Annotated in this window: 12 protein-coding genes; 10 read left to right on the top strand and 2 right to left on the bottom strand. The window is 30.2% G+C overall.

The features are described 5' to 3' along the window. From thiE to RYK99_RS05370, 3 genes are all read left to right on the top strand, one after another. A complete protein-coding gene (gene thiE / locus RYK99_RS05380) occupies positions 1–633 on the top strand; it encodes a thiamine phosphate synthase (protein WP_314990823.1) in 633 nt (210 codons plus the stop codon). Positions 634–818: 185 nt separating this feature from the next. Then, positions 819–1583 (top strand): alpha/beta fold hydrolase, encoded by a 765-nt coding sequence (locus RYK99_RS05375; protein WP_271964542.1) that lies wholly within the window; start codon positions 819–821, stop codon positions 1581–1583. Between the two features lie 486 nt (positions 1584–2069). Beyond that, on the top strand, positions 2070–2927 hold the full coding sequence (locus tag RYK99_RS05370; protein ID WP_271964543.1) for a MetQ/NlpA family ABC transporter substrate-binding protein: 858 nt from the start codon (positions 2070–2072) through the stop codon (positions 2925–2927). A 129-nt stretch (positions 2928–3056) separates the two neighbouring features. On the opposite strand, the gene RYK99_RS05365 is transcribed toward RYK99_RS05370, so the two are convergent. Then, complete coding sequence (locus RYK99_RS05365; RefSeq protein ID WP_102170061.1) at positions 3057–4418, bottom strand: Nramp family divalent metal transporter; 1362 nt, start codon at positions 4416–4418, stop codon at positions 3057–3059. A gap of 369 nt (positions 4419–4787) precedes the next feature. On the opposite strand from RYK99_RS05365, the gene RYK99_RS05360 reads away from it, so the two are divergent. From RYK99_RS05360 to RYK99_RS05345, 4 genes are all read left to right on the top strand, one after another. After that, complete coding sequence (locus RYK99_RS05360; RefSeq protein ID WP_271964544.1) at positions 4788–5507, top strand: A24 family peptidase; 720 nt, start codon at positions 4788–4790, stop codon at positions 5505–5507. Beyond that, positions 5501–6274 (top strand): DNA repair protein RadC, encoded by a 774-nt coding sequence (radC, locus tag RYK99_RS05355; protein ID WP_314990817.1) that lies wholly within the window; start codon positions 5501–5503, stop codon positions 6272–6274. Before RYK99_RS05360 ends, radC begins: the two co-directional genes overlap by 7 nt. 529 nt (positions 6275–6803) lie before the next feature. Beyond that, a complete protein-coding gene (locus tag RYK99_RS05350; protein WP_314990815.1) occupies positions 6804–8381 on the top strand; it encodes an ABC transporter ATP-binding protein in 1578 nt (525 codons plus the stop codon). 278 nt (positions 8382–8659) lie between these two features. Next, positions 8660–9049 (top strand): hypothetical protein, encoded by a 390-nt coding sequence (locus RYK99_RS05345; RefSeq protein WP_314990813.1) that lies wholly within the window; start codon positions 8660–8662, stop codon positions 9047–9049. A 195-nt stretch (positions 9050–9244) separates the two neighbouring features. On the opposite strand, the gene RYK99_RS05340 is transcribed toward RYK99_RS05345, so the two are convergent. After that, complete coding sequence (locus tag RYK99_RS05340; RefSeq protein WP_314990811.1) at positions 9245–10843, bottom strand: ABC transporter ATP-binding protein; 1599 nt, start codon at positions 10841–10843, stop codon at positions 9245–9247. Positions 10844–11102: 259 nt separating this feature from the next. Between RYK99_RS05340 and RYK99_RS05335 the strand changes: the two genes are divergently transcribed. From RYK99_RS05335 to RYK99_RS05325, 3 genes are all read left to right on the top strand, one after another. Beyond that, positions 11103–12683 carry an ABC transporter ATP-binding protein gene (locus tag RYK99_RS05335; RefSeq protein ID WP_314990809.1) on the top strand — a complete coding sequence of 527 codons (1581 nt, stop codon included), beginning with the start codon at positions 11103–11105 and terminating at the stop codon, positions 12681–12683. A 130-nt stretch (positions 12684–12813) separates the two neighbouring features. Continuing rightward, positions 12814–13629 carry an AAC(3) family N-acetyltransferase gene (locus RYK99_RS05330; protein WP_314990807.1) on the top strand — a complete coding sequence of 272 codons (816 nt, stop codon included), beginning with the start codon at positions 12814–12816 and terminating at the stop codon, positions 13627–13629. Positions 13630–14248: 619 nt separating this feature from the next. After that, positions 14249–19131: SIALI-17 repeat-containing surface protein (locus RYK99_RS05325; protein ID WP_314990805.1), on the top strand; the 4883-nt coding region annotated here is incomplete at its 3' end.

Here is a 19131-nt window from a genome sequence, read left to right as displayed (position 1 = left end):
ATGTTTAATAAAGAATTGTTAAAATTATATTTTATTTGTGGAACGACAACTTGCTTAGGTAAGGATTTATATACAGTTGTTGAGGATGCTTTAAAAGGTGGTATAACTATATTTCAATTCCGTGAAAAAGGTACGGGTGCCTTAGAAGGTAAGGAAAAAGTAGAATTAGCAATAAAACTTCAAAATCTTTGTAAAAAATACAATGTACCGTTTATCGTAAATGATGATATAGAATTGGCATTAGAAATAGATGCTGATGGAGTCCACGTAGGACAAGATGACCTTGGTGTTGATGAAATTAGAAAATTGATGCCAAATAAAATAATCGGTCTTTCTATAGGAAATGAAGAAGAATTTAAACAATCCAAAGTTGAATATGTAGATTATGTTGGTGTAGGACCTGTATATGTCACTCAGTCAAAAGATGATGCAGGTGGTGCAATAGGATATGAAGGACTAGAATTAATGAGAAAATTATTACCTCAGATGCCACTAGTCGCAATCGGTGGAATACAGACACAACATATTAAAGATATAATGAAAACAAATGTCGATGGTGTGTCTATTATTTCAGCAATTTCATATTCAGATAATATAGAAAAAACAGTTCGTGAAATGAACGAACAATTTTAAAATTAGCCCTCCAAAGGAAAATCATCCCTTGATATTTTTCAAGTGATGGTACTAAGAGTAGAAGAAAAAATTTTTACCGGTTTTTTATTCTGCTCTTTTTACATTATCAATTGATAAATAAATTGATAAGTTATATAATTAGTGTGAAAAAAAGAATACTAAAATATTGGTAGGAGGAAAATTTTATGACGAATATAGTATTGATTCATGGGACATGGTGTGATGGAACTGTGTGGGGAGAATTCGCAGATGAACTAGAAAAATTAGGTTTAAATGTATATACTCCAACATTGAGATATCATGATTTACCTTATGAAGAAGTCGAAAAAAAGGTAGCAGATGTTAGTTTAGATGAATTTGCCGATGATATTGTAGATCTAATAGAAACGCTAGATGAAGCTCCGATAGTATTGGGACACTCGTTAGGAGGTCTTCTTGCTCAGAAAGTTGCTATGAAGACAATGACTAAGGGGCTTATTTTAATGGGGACTGCACCAGCAGCAGGAATTTTCGCTTTTTACCCAAGTATGGTAATTTGTTTCTATAAACATTTTCTACGTTGGGGATTTTGGAAAAAATCTATGCCACCTTATAAACATGCATTTTATGATTATTGTATGAATAATCAAGATGAAGCGGATAAGGAGAAAGAATTTTCTAAATTAGTTCCAGAATCTGGTTTTACATATTTCCAAATGGCACTACCTTTTTTAGATAAGCAAAAAGGTGCATATATTGATTTTAAAATAGTAACTGAACCTGTATTAGTAATAACTGGAAGTGAAGATAAAATGGTGCATCCAAATATAGCAAAAGCAACAGCGAAAAGATACAAAAACGCTACATTAACAATATTACAAGGTTCAGATCATATGTATGAAGCTCCGAAATATAGAGACAAAACTGTAGAAGCAATAGAGAAATGGCTAAAAAATAACAATCTTAACTAGTGATTTTTTGAAAGAAATAGTATTTTATGTAAATGAAAAAGTAAATAATCATGAGTTTTCAAAAAACTTTTTAAAAAAATACAAAAAAAAGTGTTGACATTTTTAATTCTGAATGATAACATAGAGTCAAGTTAAAAATTACCAATATTCAAATAAGTACTTTATAGGAACTTTTACAGAGAGTGTGGATGGGTGAAAGCACACAATGCAGATGATAAAGGAAAATGGTTTGAATGGTAAAAAAAGTGAGTTTTAAAACACAAGCTTTTTTCGTAGGCGTTACGTTACAAACGCACACTATCTCGGATATATTCTAGATGCATAGCCGATGTAGTGGTAAAGTTCGTAGTTTACGAAAAAGTAAGGTGGTACCGTGAAATTAGTTTTCGCCCTTATTCTCTTAGGAGAGTAAGGGTGATTTTTTTTACATAAAATTCACAAAACCTAAATATTAATAATAAAAAATCAAAAGGAGAAAATTATATAATGAAGAAATTATTATTTTTAGTAACAAGTTTCATACTTGGAATCGTATTAATTGGATGCTCAAGCGCATCAAAAACTGAGAAAAAAGGTATCGATGTTGATAAACTAGATCCTAGCAAACCTGTAACAGTAAAAGTTGGAGCTACTAATGTACCTCATGCTGTATTATTAGAGCATGTTGCTCCTCAACTTGAAAAAGAAGGAATCAAATTAGACATCGTTACATATCAAGACTACTATGTACCAAACAAAACGTTAAACGATAAAGATATCGACATTAACTACTTCCAACACGTACCATTCTTAAAAAATGCTATTAAAGAAAATGGATACAAAATTGAAGACGCTGGTGCAATTCACTTAGAGCCAATCGGATTATACTCTAAAAAAGTTAAAAACGTTAAAGACCTTAAAGAAGGTGCTAAAGTATTAGTAAGTAACAACAAATCTGAATGGGGACGTGTAATTAAATTACTAGCTTCTGAAGGATTAGTAAAAGTTAAAGATGGTGTAGATCCAGTAACAGCTACTTTTGATGATATCGCTGAAAACCCTAAAAAATTACAATTCAGCTATGAAAATGATCCAGCATTAATGGTTAAATTCTACCAAAATGGTGAAGGTGACCTAGTTTCAATCAACGCTAACTTCGCAGTAGATGCAGGATTAAATGCAGCAACTGAACCAGTTTTAGTAGAAAAAGCTACAGACGACAACCCATACGCTAACATCATCGTTGTTCGCGAAGGAGATAAAAACAAACTTGTTGTTAAAAAACTTGTTGAAGCTTTAAAATCTGAAGATACTCAAAAATTCATTAAAGAAAAATGGAATGGAGCAGTATTACCTGTTAAATAATTTCATTAAATAAATAAAAAAGCAGTTCGTAAGAGCTGTTTTTTTATTACTTCAAAGTAAAGAAAGTGTGAATTTAATCTATATAATGGAAAATAAAAAAACGGACTGACAAAAATCAGTCCTTTTAGTTTATATGAATGTTGATATTATCAACCAGAAATTTAAGATTATTAATATTACTGTACAGATCCATGCAAGAATCTTCATCCATGGTTTAATAACAAATTCTCCCATAAGTTTTTTATTTGATGTATAAAGTGTTAGTGGGATAATTGATATTGGAAGAGCAATACTTAAGAATACTTGTGTATAAATTAGTAAGCTTTCTATTGCTTGTTCGCTATCTCCGAAAATTATTAAACAGATAACAACAGGTAATACTGCAATTACACGTGTTAACATTCTTCTAAGCCACATAGGAAGCCTTAAATGGATGAAACCTTCCATAACTATTTGCCCTGATAATGTACCAGTAATAGTAGAATTTTGTCCAGATGCTAAAAGAGCAACTGCGAATAATATACTAAGAAGTGGCGAAGCAATAGATCCAACAATATTACTATCTTGTAAAGCATTGTATAAATCTGTAAAACGTCCAAGGCTGTCACCATGACCATGGAATAATGCTGCCCCAAGAACTAATAGTAGACAGTTTACTACGAATGCAATAGTAAGTTGAATATTAGAATCTATTGTAGAAAATCGAATTGCTTCTCTTTTAACTTTATTATCTTTTCTATCGTATCGTCTTGCTTGAACAATAGAAGAATGTAGGTATAAATTATGTGGCATAACTGTTGCACCTACGATACCAAGGGCGATAAATAATGCGCCTTTATTACTAATTACTTCTTTGTTTGGAATAAATCCTTTAATTAATTCTCCGGTATTAGGATTAGATAATAAAACTTCATAGAAGAATATTATAAGAATTGTAAAAATAAGTGCAGCCACAATTGCCTCAATTTTTCTAAATCCAAAATGCGCTAATAATAATAGTAAAAATACATCGAAGATAGTTATTATAACTCCTAATAGTAATGGAATACCGAATAACAATTTTAAAGCTACGGCACTTCCGATAATTTCTGCAATATCAGTAGCCATAATAGCTAGTTCTGTAATAATCCAAAGGACAACACCTAGTTTCTTACCAGTATGTTTTCTAGTTGCTTGAGCTAGGTCCATACCAGTTACAATACCTAATCTTACAGACATTGATTGAAGCAACATCGCGATAAGATTCGATATAAGTATAACGAATAGTAAGCTATACGCATATTGAGCACCACCAGCGATAGAGGTAATCCAGTTACCAGGATCCATATAACCGACTGCTACTAATGCTCCCGGTCCACTATAAGCCAGGACTTTCTTTAAAAAGCTTCCTTCTTTTGGAACATCAACTGTATTGTTAATTTCTTGAAGAGAAAGCTGATTCGCAGCTTCTAACTCTTCTTGACTTTTTCTCAAAAATTTTTTAAAAATCATTTAATCACCTTCTCTAAAAATAATAGTGTAGAATAAGAATATAAAACTACTTTCCTTAAGGCAGAAATCTTGCCTTCGGAAAACTATAAACAATATTATACTACAAAAATGAAAAAATGTAAATTCTTTTGAAAATAGATATCATCATGATATTAGTTTATTATTAGTATAAGATGAAAAAAGTTTAAAATATATTGAAAATAATTTGAATAGAAATAAAATCCTATTGTAATATAAGTTAATTCTTTGTATAGGAAAAATGAGAAAATATTATTAGGTGATTATATATACAACAATGATAAATGTAGTTCTGTATATATAATTGTGATAGAATATAATTGAAGGGTTATACAGTAGGGGGAGATACTTATGGAAAGTTATATTTTTATTATCATATTAAGTCTAATTTTTGCTAGTGCCATTAAGTGTTTAGTAGATAGTGAGAATAAGAGAGAGTTCCTATTTAGACGAAGTTGTTGTTCTAGTTGTCAGAAAGAATTAAGGGGTTCTGACTTGATTCCTATCTTTAGCTATTTATATAAAAAAGGACGATGTAGTTACTGTAATCAAAAAATTCCATTAGATGTATTTTTATATGAAGTATTTACTTTTATTACTATAGTATTATTTATTATTTTTCAAAATTATTTTATTTTTATTAGTTATCTTGAAGTTAGTATATTTATTATTCTCATTTTTTTAGGAATAGAAGATGTGAAATTATTTGAAGTGAATGATGAGTTGTTTTATCTTCTAATTATTTTAAATTTTTCTTCTATATATATACGCTATTATTTATTCAATTTTTTAGATTTTATTTATCTTATTATTATCTTTCATATACTATATATTTTCACAAGAGGTGGTTTAGGTTATGGCGACATAAAAGTTTTTTGTGTATTAGCTTTAAATTTAAACTTATTTGAAGGAGTGTATTTGTTAATATTTACATTTTTATATGCAGGGTTCTTTGCTATTTGGTTAATTATTTTGAAAAAAGTTAAAAGAAAAACAAAACTACCGCTAGTGCCATTTATAGCACTTAGCTATTTAACAATAATATTAATAAGGGAGGGATTATTATGGTAGCATATACTATTAAAGAGTTTAGTGAGGAAGATCGTCCGAGGGAGAAATTTAAAAAATTAGGGGCTTTAGCTCTCAGTGATAAAGAGATTCTAGCAATATTATTAAGAACAGGTACAAAAAATCAAAATGTAATTGAGCTTTCTGACATGATTCTAAAAGATATGGGAGGTATTACAAAACTATGTGATGCAACCTTAACAGAACTTATGAAACATAAGGGGATAGGTCAGGAAAAGGCGATACATATTCTTGCTAACATAGAATTTGCAAGAAGAATATATGCGACGAATGTCCTAGATGTGAAGTGTGATAGCCCACAGTCAATAGCCAATTATCTAAAATCATCTTTAGAGAATTTAACACAAGAAGTCTTCGTAGTATTAGATATTGATACGAAAGGTAAAATAATCGAAAAAAGAGAAGTATTCAAAGGAAGCTTATCTATGTCAGTAGTGCATCCAAGAGAAGTATTTAAACTAGCGATAAAAAACAGCGCTTCAAGTATCGTCTGTGTGCATAATCACCCAAGTGGAGATGCTACACCTTCTATAGAAGATATTAAAACGACGATAAATCTAATGAAAGTTGGTGAAATAGTTGGTATAGAAATGCTAGATCATATTGTAGTAGCAAAAAAAGGATACGTTAGCATTAGAAAAGTATTGAATTATCTGGCAGTAGAAAATATAGATTATAAATACGAAGATGTTACAAGCGAACAATTGAATTATATACTGAGAAAATATAAGGTTGTAGGGGAGTATTAAAAAAGTAGAAGGCCTAAAATGAGATATAATAATTGATTTTCTAGTGGAAATAAAGTAATATAATAGAAGGTGATTCACTACCTATATTTCAAATGTGAACGTTAAGCTAGGAATTTTTCCTAGCTTTTTTGTATGGAATACTTTAATGTACGAGAAAATTGGAGACACGGATTTTTAGTTTCATTCAAAAGACGAGTTTCTGGTTAAATTCCAGTTTTATATTTGAACTGGAATTTATTTTGAGAATTTACGATTCTAAAAACAACCTTGAATTTTCAGAAATAACATTGACTAGCAATTTTTTATTTGATATAATTTCTATAATTTAACAAAAAGTTAATTAGATTTTATGTTGAGTGGAAAGTTAATCTATAGATTGAATTATTTTACAGTATTATATATTAAGAAAGAAATTGATTAGCTTTAATGAGCAATTGATTTCTTTTTATTATATTTAGATTTTCAATGGTTATTTATAAAATGAGGATTGAACTTTTAAATAGAGGGACTCAATTAAGGGGTGAGAAATATGAGGAAACTTTTATTTGCGGTAGTTTTATTTCTTATTACAGTAGTTTCGGGAATTAATATTTATTTTTCTTATCAAATTAAATATGTTGTTGATGCCCTTACTACTGAAAATGAGCAATTATTCTATAATCAAATTATATATTTATCTGTAATTATTATACTAATGCTTATATGTGAATATTTACGTCAGATTTTAGATACCGTTTATCTAAATAAAATTGGATTCAATATTCATAGAACGCTTGTGGGTAGTTTACTTAGAAATAAACTTGATGCAAAGAATAAAAATTTATTATCTACTGTAAACAATGACATTGAAATGGTAAAAGATCAACATTATAATACGATTTTCTCTCTGTATCAAGGTATAGTTTATTTTATTTTTGCTACTATAGCGTTGTTCAAATTAGATGTAACAACAGCTTTTTGGGTTATAGGATTGTCACTATTTCCGATAGTAATTCCTAATATTTTCAAAGCATATTTGAAAAATATCCAAAATAGTATTTCAAAACAAAAGGCTAGATATAATGATAAACTTGAAGATTTTTTAGAGGGATTATTAGTTATTAAGAACAGTGATTCGGCTAATATATTTTATGAAAAATTACTTAATGAATATAATAAAATAAATAAACTTGTTAATAGGAAAAATGTTTTAGTATCACTTGTAAATGTCTTAACAGGATTAGTATTCTATGTTACTATTATTGCTATTTTATATATAGGAGGTCGTCAAGCTCTATTAGGAAATACTAGTGTAGGTGATATAGTATCTATTTTTACTATTTCTGCAGAATTAGTAATGCCTATTAATTTGATAACAGCTTCTATAGCTAATATAACATCGGTAAAAGATATAAAGAGAGAATTAAATTCTAAAGAGAAATTTGAATATCTAGATAGTCATGATATTATCGATTTTGAAAACATAGAAGTTCGAAATGAAAGTTATAGAATTAATAATAGAGAAATTTTTAGTAATTTTTCAGCTAGTTTTGAAAAAGGTAAAAAGTATTTAATTCAAGGAGATAGTGGTAGTGGGAAATCGACGTTAGCATTACTATTAACAAAAAACCTTGAAGGATGTAATATTTTTTTAAACGGAAAAAATATTAACAGTTACGAATACAACACAATTCAGAAAATAATAACTTATGTTCCTCAAGATAGCTTTATATTTGCAGGTAAGGTTATCGATAATCTTACTTTTTATAAAAACATAGAAACGGATAAAATAATGACTTTAATAAGGGAAATTAGATTAGATGACAAAATTAAAGAAGCTTCTGATTTAATAAATACTACGTACGATAAGAGAAAATCAAATTTATCTGGTGGACAAAAACAAAGACTGGCTTTAATTAGGGCTATATTACAGGAAAAACAGGTTATAGTTTTAGATGAAACATTATCAGGATTGGATAAAGATACATACATCTTAGTTGAAAAATTACTATTAAGTATGAAAGATAAAACTTTAATTCATATATCACACAGATCATATCCAGAAACGTTGAATATGTATGATGAGGTATATGTAATGAGGAGTGATTTAAAAATCGTGATTTCATAGAAATCGATTTTGTCGAGTCATCCTTGCAAAGTTTATTAGATATATAAAAAGTTTTTATAAAGCGAATTTAGATATCGATAAACCACTGCGTCTATGAATTTTTATATGAACTTCGTTAGATTTTAGAACTTTTTAGTCACTATCATAAAAAATACACGTAACATTACATCACAAATACTTTGAATGCGTTTAAAAAAATGGTATAATATAATCGAATAAGTATAAATAATTATATTGTAATAGTTAATAAAATAATTTTAAAAGGGAGGAGGAGAAAAATGAATAAGCTTAAAGATTTAGGTTTGTTGGTATTGCAAGTTGAAGTAGTAGGTTTCTTATTTATAGCAATGAATAAATATTTAACTAACACTACAAGCTTTTTACCTGAAGCTTTTACTCAGGATAAAACAGATATTAAGGCATATAGTTTAGCTGCATTGGCGTTTATGATATTAGGTATTGCTCAATATTATGTGGTTGACTTATATGAGAAAATCAACTGGAAAAAAGCGAGTGTAATTGAATACTTCGTAGAAGTAGCAGGAGTTTTACTAGTATTTATCTATTTACAATTTATAGATAATCTAGCTAAGTTCGCATTTCTATTCGTGTTAGTTTCATTTCTATTCGTAATGAGATATTTATACTTTTATAAGAAATTTGCATAAGTTTATATTTTTGAACAATTACAGGAGGAAAACACTGTTCAAAGTGTAGAAATTTTTAGTTTAAAATTTTAATTTGGAAAGTAAGTATTCAATATAATTGTTGTACTATTGTTGTTGGATTATATAGGGGAAAAAATAAAAAATGCCAAGTAATTTTTATTGCTTGGCATTTTTGTGTTGGTTTAATAAATCGCATTACTGCACTTTCAATTCTACACATTCTGTTAGTTGTTTTTTGATTTCTTCTTGTATATGGTGAGAAATCATTATTAAAGTTAATTTATTGTCAGCTAAGATATTGTTTTCTATATGTACTGCTGTTTTTTCATCTAATGCTGAGGTTGCTTCATCAAGAATTAAAATTGGATAATTTCTAATTAATACTCTCGCAAGAACTAACCTCTGTTTTTCTCCTCCTGATAGGATTTCTCCCATATTAGATAAGGTATGATCTAAGCCATCAGGTAAAGCTCTAACTCTATCAGCTAAACAAACTTTTTCCAATATGCTCCATATTTCTTCATCTGAATAACTATCATCTAAAGTGATGTTATATCGGATTGAACCGCTAAAAATAGATGTTTGTTGACTTACATATCCGATTTCTTTCGAGAAGTTAATATCATCCTGTATTTCAAGGGGATTTCCATCGATTAAAACTTTATCTTGATTGGGTTGTAATTTCCCTAGTAGCAACTTGATTATAGTGGATTTTCCAGAACCACTTTTACCGATTATGGCATATTTTCCACCTTTATTTATATAAAAGTTGAAATTTTTAATGACATGGTTATCTCCGAAACTATAATTAAAGTCTTTAAATTCAATATTTTCTTTAACGTGAGGATAAATAGTTTCTTTAGCAGTGGCTTTAGTTATAACGCTATTTAATATTTCTTTTGTACCGATTACTTTAATATATAGATCAACTAATTGATTGATAGAAGTAAGGTATATGCCTAGTATAGTAGATACAGAAGCTATTGTACCTATAGTTAATTCATTTTTTAAAACTAAGTAAATCGCAAAGATAAAAATTAATAATTCAAGTAATTTCTCGATACTTTGTAAAGTTAATTCACCGAATGCCATTAATTTAGAAATGCTATACTGTTGGTCTTCTTTTTGGATCTGACTAGCCTTAACATTTTTTGAAAATAAATTTATCTTACCGATATTCTTCAGATCTTCATAACCTGTTAAATATTCCTTTAAAACTCCAGAAAATTTCCCTGATAAAATTGATAAATTTGTATATCCTACGCTGATTTTATTACCAAACTTACCGCTTATTAAGAACATAGCGATTGATGATAATAGGGCAAATACAACAAATTTCCAATTAATTAACCATAAAAATACGACTGATGAGATAAATAATACAATAGCACTAAGTAAACCAGTTAATGGCGAGAATAAATACGTAGATAATAATTCAAGTTGATAAGTGTATTTAGTCATATGTTCACCAGAGTCAACCTTATTAAATTCTGATTGAGGCATAGTTTCTATATTTTTACTAATTCTATCACCTAGATATATTTTCCATTGTTTAACTAATTGTGCAATTATTATTTTTAGCCACGCTCTAAGCAATTCTACTATTATTAAAATACAAATAATAACGCCAACTTTTGTCCATAGAGATCCTGTTTTGTATATTACAGAATCAACAATATCAACACGAGCGTATACAACATAAACAGTCCCTATTGATACTATTAGTGTCAAAATAAACATAATGGATAACTTTAATTTGTTCAATGTTATAACTTCTAAAATATTTTTAATCATATTGCTCTCCTTTGTATAGATTACATAAATGTTGTTTGTATTTGAGTTACAAGCTTTATGTAACTTTTATTATACTGACTTTTTTTTTCGTGTCAAGATAATTTGAGTAAGTTTTCTGAAAATTATAATTTTATATTGTTATCATCTTTTTTTCATACTATAATAAAAGTATAAATATAAGGTGGTATTATATATGTTCCTTGAAATTCCCCTTAATAGAGTGTTATTAAATTAAGTGGAATAAAAGTAGGAGGTATTTATGAAAAGATATATTTTAAAATTTAAATATAGGTTCTTATTAATTTGTTTTCTTATATTGTTAAGGCAGTTATTTCTTATGAAAAGTAACTTTTTAAATGCAGATGCTATAACTGTGCTTACCAATAGAAATCTACATAGTTTCTTTGAAATCATCTTATTCTTATCGGTTACGTGGTTAGTTATTATAGTAATTGATAGGGTGGTAAAGGTAAGAGAGGAGATTTTTATTCAAGATATTGGAATAGATGTTAAGGATAACTTATCTACTAGTCTTGTAGAATTAGATATTGAAAAGTATAAAGATAACTCATCTGGTGTTTATCAATCTTGGTTTAATAATGATATTCAAATGATTCAAGAAAAAGGTTTGAGGAATATATTCGCTATAATATACAGTCTTTCTGGTGTTGTATTTTCACTTTATGCTCTATTGAAATATCACTGGATCATTTCTTTAATTACTATTATAGGAACAGGAATATTAATTTATCTTCCGAAAATTTTTAATAAAAAACTTCATAATATGGGAACAGAGGTTACTAAAGAAAATGAGAACTATGTTGCTTCGTTAGAGGAGACGATTTTAGGCTATGATACTTATTTCTCTCTTAATAAATTACAAATAATTCCTAAAAGAATAGCTAATATAAGTAGGATTTTAAAAAATGTATTTGTTAAACAAAGTAAATTGGAAAGTAATTATTATATGCTTAACTTCGGTTTAAATGTCTTTTTCCAAGTGTTATTAGTATTTGTTACAGGATATTTAGTCGTTAAAGATAATTTGGAAATTGGGGCTGTTGCGGCTGTAGGAATGTTTGCTAATCTTGTATTTGATGGTATGAGCCAAATAGGTTATAGAATAGCATTTATTAAAGGGGCAAACCCTATTTTCTCTAAACATGATGAATTCATGTTAAAAAATAAAGATACTTACTCACCTGTTGAATATTCTTTAAGAGAAACATTATTTAAAATTAAAAATTTATATTTCAGTTATGGTGACAAAGAAATCTTAAATAATTTGAACCTTGATATAAAAGAAGGGAATAAATATTTAATAAGCGGAGATAGTGGAGTTGGTAAATCAACATTGTTTAAAATTATTACAGGACAACTAAGAAATTATGAAGGTAGCGTAGAGTATTGTAGCGTTGATTTAAAAAAATTATCTACTAAACAAATACTAGAAAAACTTACTATAATTCAACAAGAAAATTTTGTATTTTCAGGTACTGTCAAAGATAATATAACTATGGGAGAAGTAGTAGAGGATAGTGAAGTAACTAAGTATTTAGAAAGAGTGGGCTTAACACAGAAGGACTTTTTATATTCAGAAGTAGAGGTTCATGGAAAGAATCTTTCAGGAGGACAACGCCAAAGATTGGCTATAGCTAGAGCGTTATTTAATGGTAAAAAAATACTTTTAATTGATGAAGGAACATCGGCTTTAGACAAAGAATCAGCGAAAAGTTTAGTGGAGATGCTGTTAGGAAATAAAGAATTAACGATAATAATGATTAGCCATGATATAAGTGATGAATTAAGAGATAAATTTGATAATATTATAAAATTGTGATGTAAGTGAAAATTTATAAAATAAAGATTTAGATTCATATATAAGAATGAAAACTGGGGAGTGGCTCAAAAATCGATTTCTCTGGAAATAAGATTTTTAGTTATTCCCTAATTTAATAAGGAGGACAACTATGAGTTATAAGTTTATGAGTGATGCATTAGATAATAATTTAATGCCTATAGGTAAAAGTGATTTTTTAAATTTATTTAAAGACTTAGGAATAGGAGAAGGCGATATCCTGATTGCACATGTTTCTCTTAGCAAATGCGGCTATATAATTGGAGGTGCAAGATGTATTTATGAAGCACTTATGGAAAGATTAGGAGAAAGCGGAACGCTTGTTGTCCCAACGCAATCTTTAGAAAATATGTCTCCAGAGTTTTGGGAATATCCTAAAGTTCCCGAGGAGTGGATAGAAAAAATAAAACGAGAGAGTTTATCTTATGATGTTAATCTATCTAGTACACGAGGTATGGGGAAATTTAGCGAGTTTGTTATGAATCTAACACACTCAGTTAGAAGTTCTCATCCACTATATTCTTTTTCAGCAGTAGGAGAAAAAGCACAGGAAATAATAAAAGAGCATCCATTAGATGATGGCTTAGGATATAATTCACCGTTAGGGAGATTATATGATCAAAATGCCAAAATTTTATTATTAGGAACTGATTTTGAATCCAATACAGTATTGCATCTTGCAGAGTATTCACTAAATAGAAAAACAATAAAAGAAAGTGCGAATGTAGATGGAGAGTGGTTAGAATTTTCTAATATTGAGTTAGATATATATGATGATTTTTTAACAGTTCAGAAAGAATTCATGGAGAATTGTAAGGGAAGTTATCAAATAAAAGAAATACAGAAGACATCTATTCTTTGTATAGATTTAAAAAGTTGCGTAGATTTTGCGAAAGAATATTATAGAAAAAAGGAAGAAGTGAAGTAGATAGAGAGTGTAACTTCTAGAAAATTTATTGATGATTTCATTAATTGTTGAGGTAAGTAAGTTAGGAAATATTCCCAAAATTTATTTGTATTTTGAGGACTATTTCCGTCTTTTTTATTTTACAGAAAATATTATCTTAAATGTTAAAATTAAATTTACAAGGATATAACTTAGATATTAAATTATGTTTATTTTTAACTGTTTGTCGGTGATTCGAATTATATTATATTATTTTAAAGGTCAGTGCAAGTATGGTATAATTAAGAGACCAAATTAGTTAACATAATACATTATAATCGAAAGTTATAGATTATAGTTCGAAGTTTGGGCAGATTATACATATATTAAAAAAATACTTAAAAATGTTATTAAGGTTAGGAAAAGGGAAAGTTTACTAGATTTTTTATTAACTCATTAGTAAATTAATCTAGAGGAAAATTAAGTTTTGTTTATAAAATAAAAAATATTTATCAGAGTTTAGTAAGAGATGTGTGAATTATAGTTATTTACATCATAAAAAGTTCATAGAACTTTTACTAAATAGAAGGTAATTTATTTAAAGTTCATAGAAGTGTGAACTTGGAGAAATATTATTAAAAAAAATAAAGTGAGGTAATATATGTTTGTATGTTTAAAAGGTTTAGGAAAATTCCGTAAATCAAAAGCTTACGGTTTGGTTGGTTGTTTGACGCTAGCCGCTATATTTGGATTGGCTTCCTCGGAACTACCAGTAATCGGTGGTGGTGTAGCCTATGCTGATGTAGTTCAGGGTGGTAATGACATAAAAGATGTGGACACTCATGGTGCTACTGCGAATGGTGTAGCTATGACGTATACAACTTATGATAGTGGTAATAGTGGTAAGCAAACAGCATCAGGTAGTGGTGTGTTTGTTGCACCAAATGTGATGGTGACAGTTGCTCATAATTACTATGATAAGAAGTTAGATGATAAATCTGCGGTTTTACGTGGTGGAGATTCTGCTAAAAGTTATGTTGTAATGAATTCAGATACTGAAAAAATGAATAAGGTACCTACTTCTGGTAGTACTGAAGCTGTAGATAAAGGTTCTATCTATGCATATAATAAAAAGGATTTTGGGACATCTTATAGCAATGATTTAGCTGTTGTAGTTACTAAAAAAACAGTAGAAGCTATGACAAATGGAGAAGATTCGCCAAGAGAACTGAGTAAAACTGAGGTATCAACAGGTGATTCGATTCGTATGGTCGGCTATCCTAACGACTTCACAACTTCTAATTTAAGTGAAGAAAATAGAAAACGACTAAAAGATGGAAAACCTTATGAAGTTGCAGGTAAAGTAAGTACTATTAATAATGAAAATGGAGCCGTTACTTACCATACGTCTGCTTTAGGAGGTTTCTCTGGAGCACCTTTATTCAATGATAAAGGTGAGGTAGTTGGTATCCATCAACATGGAACAAACACTTCAAGTGAAATAGAAGCTAATCGTATCGGAGGAGGAACTGTCTTTACGGAAAAACATAAAGAGTGGATTCGTTCTATGATAGATAGATATGCGATCACAGGTTGGTATGTAGATGGTACTACTCGTTATTATTACGATGAAAAACATAAAGCATTAAAGAGTGTAGATAAGGAGATTGATGGAGCACTATACCGTTTTAACGATAGAGGACAAGCTACATTGCTAAATGGTGTTGAAAAAGGTCGTGTTATTCTTCGATTGGAAGATGTGAATGGTAATCGATTAATTGCGGATAAAGTTGTGCAAACAGGTGAGGTTGGCTCTCCTCTTGTATTTAATTTACGTCAAGACTCGGATTTCAATAGTTTAGTAAGTGGTCTATCAAATGCTAAGATAGTGTCATTTAATAATCTTTCTATTAATAAGTTAGTTAGTGATACTAGTTGGTCTGGTGAGTATGTAAGTAAATTATCTTTAGGGAATACAGTTATTAAAGCAGTGCTAGATGCAGTATCTCCTAAAGCTGATTTTGCTCGTACTGAGGTTGGAAAAGTTGATTTGAGTGGGTCTGCGAACTTACCAAAACCAAGTGAGATAGTAAAAAATGCTCCAAATGGTGAACAAAACTTCCAAGCTACTACACATATTTTAACACCGGATGGAACAGGTTCGGCAACATTAATTACACCTAATTTGTTATTAACTGTAGCGCATAACTTTTTAACAGTAAATGGCTCTAATGTAGTTACAAAGTCTGGAAAGGAAAATACTGTATATAAAGCTACGCTACCAAATGGAATTTCTATCAATTTCTCTGATGAAGATATTTCGTATTGGAACAAAGCAGAGTCTGTTTTTGGATTTAAAAATGATTTAGCTCTAGTTAGATTAAAAGAAGCGGTAAAAGGAGTAATGCCGGTAGAAGTTGTTAAACAATCTTCAAAAGTTGTAGAAGGAAATTCGGTTTCAGTTTATGGCTTCCCAGATAACAAGCTAAGTCCAGTATTAGATAGTAAAGTAGTAGGAACTACTGACTTCGGTTCTGGAATAGAAGGTATTAGTTACGGAGGTACTAAACCTGGGGCATCTGGTGGTGGACTATATAATGATAAAGGTGTATTAATTGGAGTTCATCAAAATGGAGTTATTGATAATCGTAGCGGTGGTTTAGTCTTATCAAAAGAACAATTAGACTGGGTACGTTCGTATATCGAAGGTCAACCCAAAGACCCTGTTTATGTGAAAGATAAAGAAGCGGAATTACCAAAAGATGATGCAGATAAAAATACAACTGGGAAATTAGATGCAACACCAGGTAATGTAGCAGGTTCTAATGATAAGAAATCAAAAGAGGGAACAGCGCCTGAAGTTGAAAATAAAAAACTTCCAGAGAAGACAGATACTCCAGAAGGAACAAATACTCCTGATAAAGCAGGATCATCAGAGAGCAATGTTATTCCTCCACGTGATTATTTTGCTAGAGACTTGAAGAATGTTGAAACAGTATTTGAAAAAGAAGATCTTGTTACTAATGCTGGGAATGGACAAAGAGTTGATTTAACAGAAGAATTAGATAAGTTAAAACAATTACAAAATGCTACTATCCACATGGAATTCAAACCAGATGCAAATGCTCCACAATTCTATAATCTATTTTCAGTATCGAGTGATAAGAAGAGAGATGAATATTTCAGCATGTCTGTTAATAAAGGTACTGTTATGGTAGAAGCTCGAGGAGTAGATGGAAGTCATTACTATGGAAGTTATTCAGATGCGCCACTTAAGATAAAACCAGGACAATGGAATTCTGTTACTTTTACGGTGGAAAGATCGAAAGCAGACCAACCGAATGGACAAGTTCGATTATACGTAAATGGTGTGTTATCTAGAACAAGTACAAAGTCTGGTCGTTTTATTAAAGATATGCCTGATGTTAATAAAGTACAAATTGGGGCGACTAGAAGAGTAAACCAAACAATGTGGGGGTCAAATCTTCAAGTTCGAAATTTAACAATATATAATCGTGCTTTAATACCTCAAGAAGTTAAAACACGTAGTCAATTATTCGAGAGAGAAGATTTAGTGAAAAAATTACCTGAGGGTGCTCAAGTCACTGATAAAAAAGATATTTTTGAAAGTGGAGTGAATGGAAAACCTAATAAAGAAGGTATAAATAGTTACAGAATCCCAGCCTTATTAAGAACAGATAAAGGAACTCTAATTGCGGGAGCAGATGAGAGACGATTGCACCATTTAGACTGGGGAGATATTGGTATGGTAGTTCGTCGTAGTGAAGATAAAGGGAAAACATGGGGGAATAAAATTGTAATTTCAAATCCTCGTGATAATAGTGAAGCTAAGGATTCAGGTGCTCCGTCACCAGTAAATATAGATATGGTTCTGGTACAAGATCCAGAAACGAAGAGAATATTCTCAATTTATGATATGTTCCCAGAAGGGAAAGCAGTGTTTGCTATGCCTGATAAACTAGAGAAGGCTTATGAGAAGATAGGGGATAAATCTTATCAAATTTTATATAAATCTGGTGAAAAAGGATATTACACAATTCGAGAAAATGGTGAAGTTTACAATTCACAAAATCAAAAAACAGAATATCATGTTGTGGTAGATCCTAAAAATCCAGGATATAGTGACAAAGGTGATATGTATAAAGGGAAAGATTTAATAGGTAATGTTTACTTCTCGCAAAGTACTAAAAACCCATTTAGAGTTGCGAATACAAGTTACTTATGGATGTCATATAGTGATAATGACGGTAAAACATGGTCAGCCCCAACTGATATTACACCGGGAATTCGTCAAGATTGGATGAAATTCCTTGGGACAGGTCCTGGAACGGGAATTGTTCTTCACACTGGTCCTCACCAAGGTCGTATTTTAGTACCGGTTTACACAACTAATAATGTTTCACATTTAGGTGGTTCACAGTCTTCTCGTCTAATTTACTCAGATGATCACGGGAAAACTTGGCACGCAGGAGAAGCACCAAATGATAATAGACCTGTTGGAAACAGTGTTATCCATTCATCTACTATGAATAATAATGGTGCACAAAATACAGAAGCAACAGTTCTGCAATTGAATAATGGTGATGTAAAACCATTTATGCGTGGATTGACTGGAGATCTTCAAGTTGCTACCAGTAAAGATGGTGGAGTTACTTGGGAAAAAACTATAAAACGTTATACAGAAGTAAAAGATGCTTATGTCCAAATGTCAGCTATTCATACTATGCATGATGGAAAAGAATACATACTATTAAGTAACGCAGCTGGACCAGGACGTCAGCGTAAAGATGGTCTAATTCATTTAGCTCGTGTTGAGAGTAATGGGGAACTTACATGGCTTAAACATAATATGATTCAAGATGGAGAATTTGCTTATAATTCGCTTCAAGAGTTAGGAAATGGAGAGTATGGACTGTTTTATGAGCATCGAGAAAATGGTCAAAACTACTATACACTTTCTTATAAGAAATTTAATTGGGATTTCGTGAGTAAGGATATGATATCTCCAACAGAGGTAAAAGTTAAGAAAGTTACTGAGCAGGGAGAGGGTGTTATTGGTTTAGAATTTGATTTGGAAGTATTAGTAAACCAAGCGCCTACATTGAAACTAACTAATGGAAATACAGCTAAGTTCTTAACACAGTATAATTCTAAGACTCTTTTATTTGAAGTGGATAAGAAAGATGTCGGACAAGAGGTTACCGGTGTAGTAGAAGGAAGTATCGAAAGTATACATAATTTAACAGTAAATCTAGCAGGAGCAGCTATTCCTGGTGGAATAAGTGCTGTAGAGAGTGCGATAAATGATATAAAAGATTATACAGATGCTATTGGAACAGCAGGAGACGAAGTAGCAACAAGAGAAACTCTTCTAGAATACACAGGTGGAGTGAATGCAGAAGAAAGTGCAGTGCATAATCTACCAGAATACAATGAAGCAATTGGAACAGTAGGAGACGAACCAGTACCGACAGTAACACTACCAGAATATGAAGGCGGAGTAAATGCAGAAGAAAGTGCAGT

The sequence above is a fragment of the uncultured Gemella sp. genome (assembly GCF_963537375.1).
Classification (GTDB): Bacteria; Bacillota; Bacilli; order Staphylococcales; family Gemellaceae; genus Gemella.
Note: the sequence above shows the minus strand (reverse complement) of the source record. Positions and strands in the feature narration are given on the sequence as shown.

Bases quoted from the DNA above. Each gene is read 5' to 3' on its own strand.
- thiE (WP_314990823.1), top strand. From the start codon at position 1: ATGTTTAATAAAGAATTGTTAAAATTATATTTTATTTGTGGAACGACA.
- RYK99_RS05340 (WP_314990811.1), bottom strand. From the start codon at position 10,843: ATGATTAAAAATATTTTAGAAGTTATAACATTGAACAAATTAAAGTTA.
- RYK99_RS05375 (WP_271964542.1), top strand. From the start codon at position 819: ATGACGAATATAGTATTGATTCATGGGACATGGTGTGATGGAACTGTG.
- radC (WP_314990817.1), top strand. From the start codon at position 5,501: ATGGTAGCATATACTATTAAAGAGTTTAGTGAGGAAGATCGTCCGAGG.
- RYK99_RS05360 (WP_271964544.1), top strand. From the start codon at position 4,788: ATGGAAAGTTATATTTTTATTATCATATTAAGTCTAATTTTTGCTAGT.
- RYK99_RS05370 (WP_271964543.1), top strand. From the start codon at position 2,070: ATGAAGAAATTATTATTTTTAGTAACAAGTTTCATACTTGGAATCGTA.
- RYK99_RS05350 (WP_314990815.1), top strand. From the start codon at position 6,804: ATGAGGAAACTTTTATTTGCGGTAGTTTTATTTCTTATTACAGTAGTT.
- RYK99_RS05330 (WP_314990807.1), top strand. From the start codon at position 12,814: ATGAGTTATAAGTTTATGAGTGATGCATTAGATAATAATTTAATGCCT.
- RYK99_RS05365 (WP_102170061.1), bottom strand. From the start codon at position 4,418: ATGATTTTTAAAAAATTTTTGAGAAAAAGTCAAGAAGAGTTAGAAGCT.
- RYK99_RS05335 (WP_314990809.1), top strand. From the start codon at position 11,103: ATGAAAAGATATATTTTAAAATTTAAATATAGGTTCTTATTAATTTGT.
- RYK99_RS05345 (WP_314990813.1), top strand. From the start codon at position 8,660: ATGAATAAGCTTAAAGATTTAGGTTTGTTGGTATTGCAAGTTGAAGTA.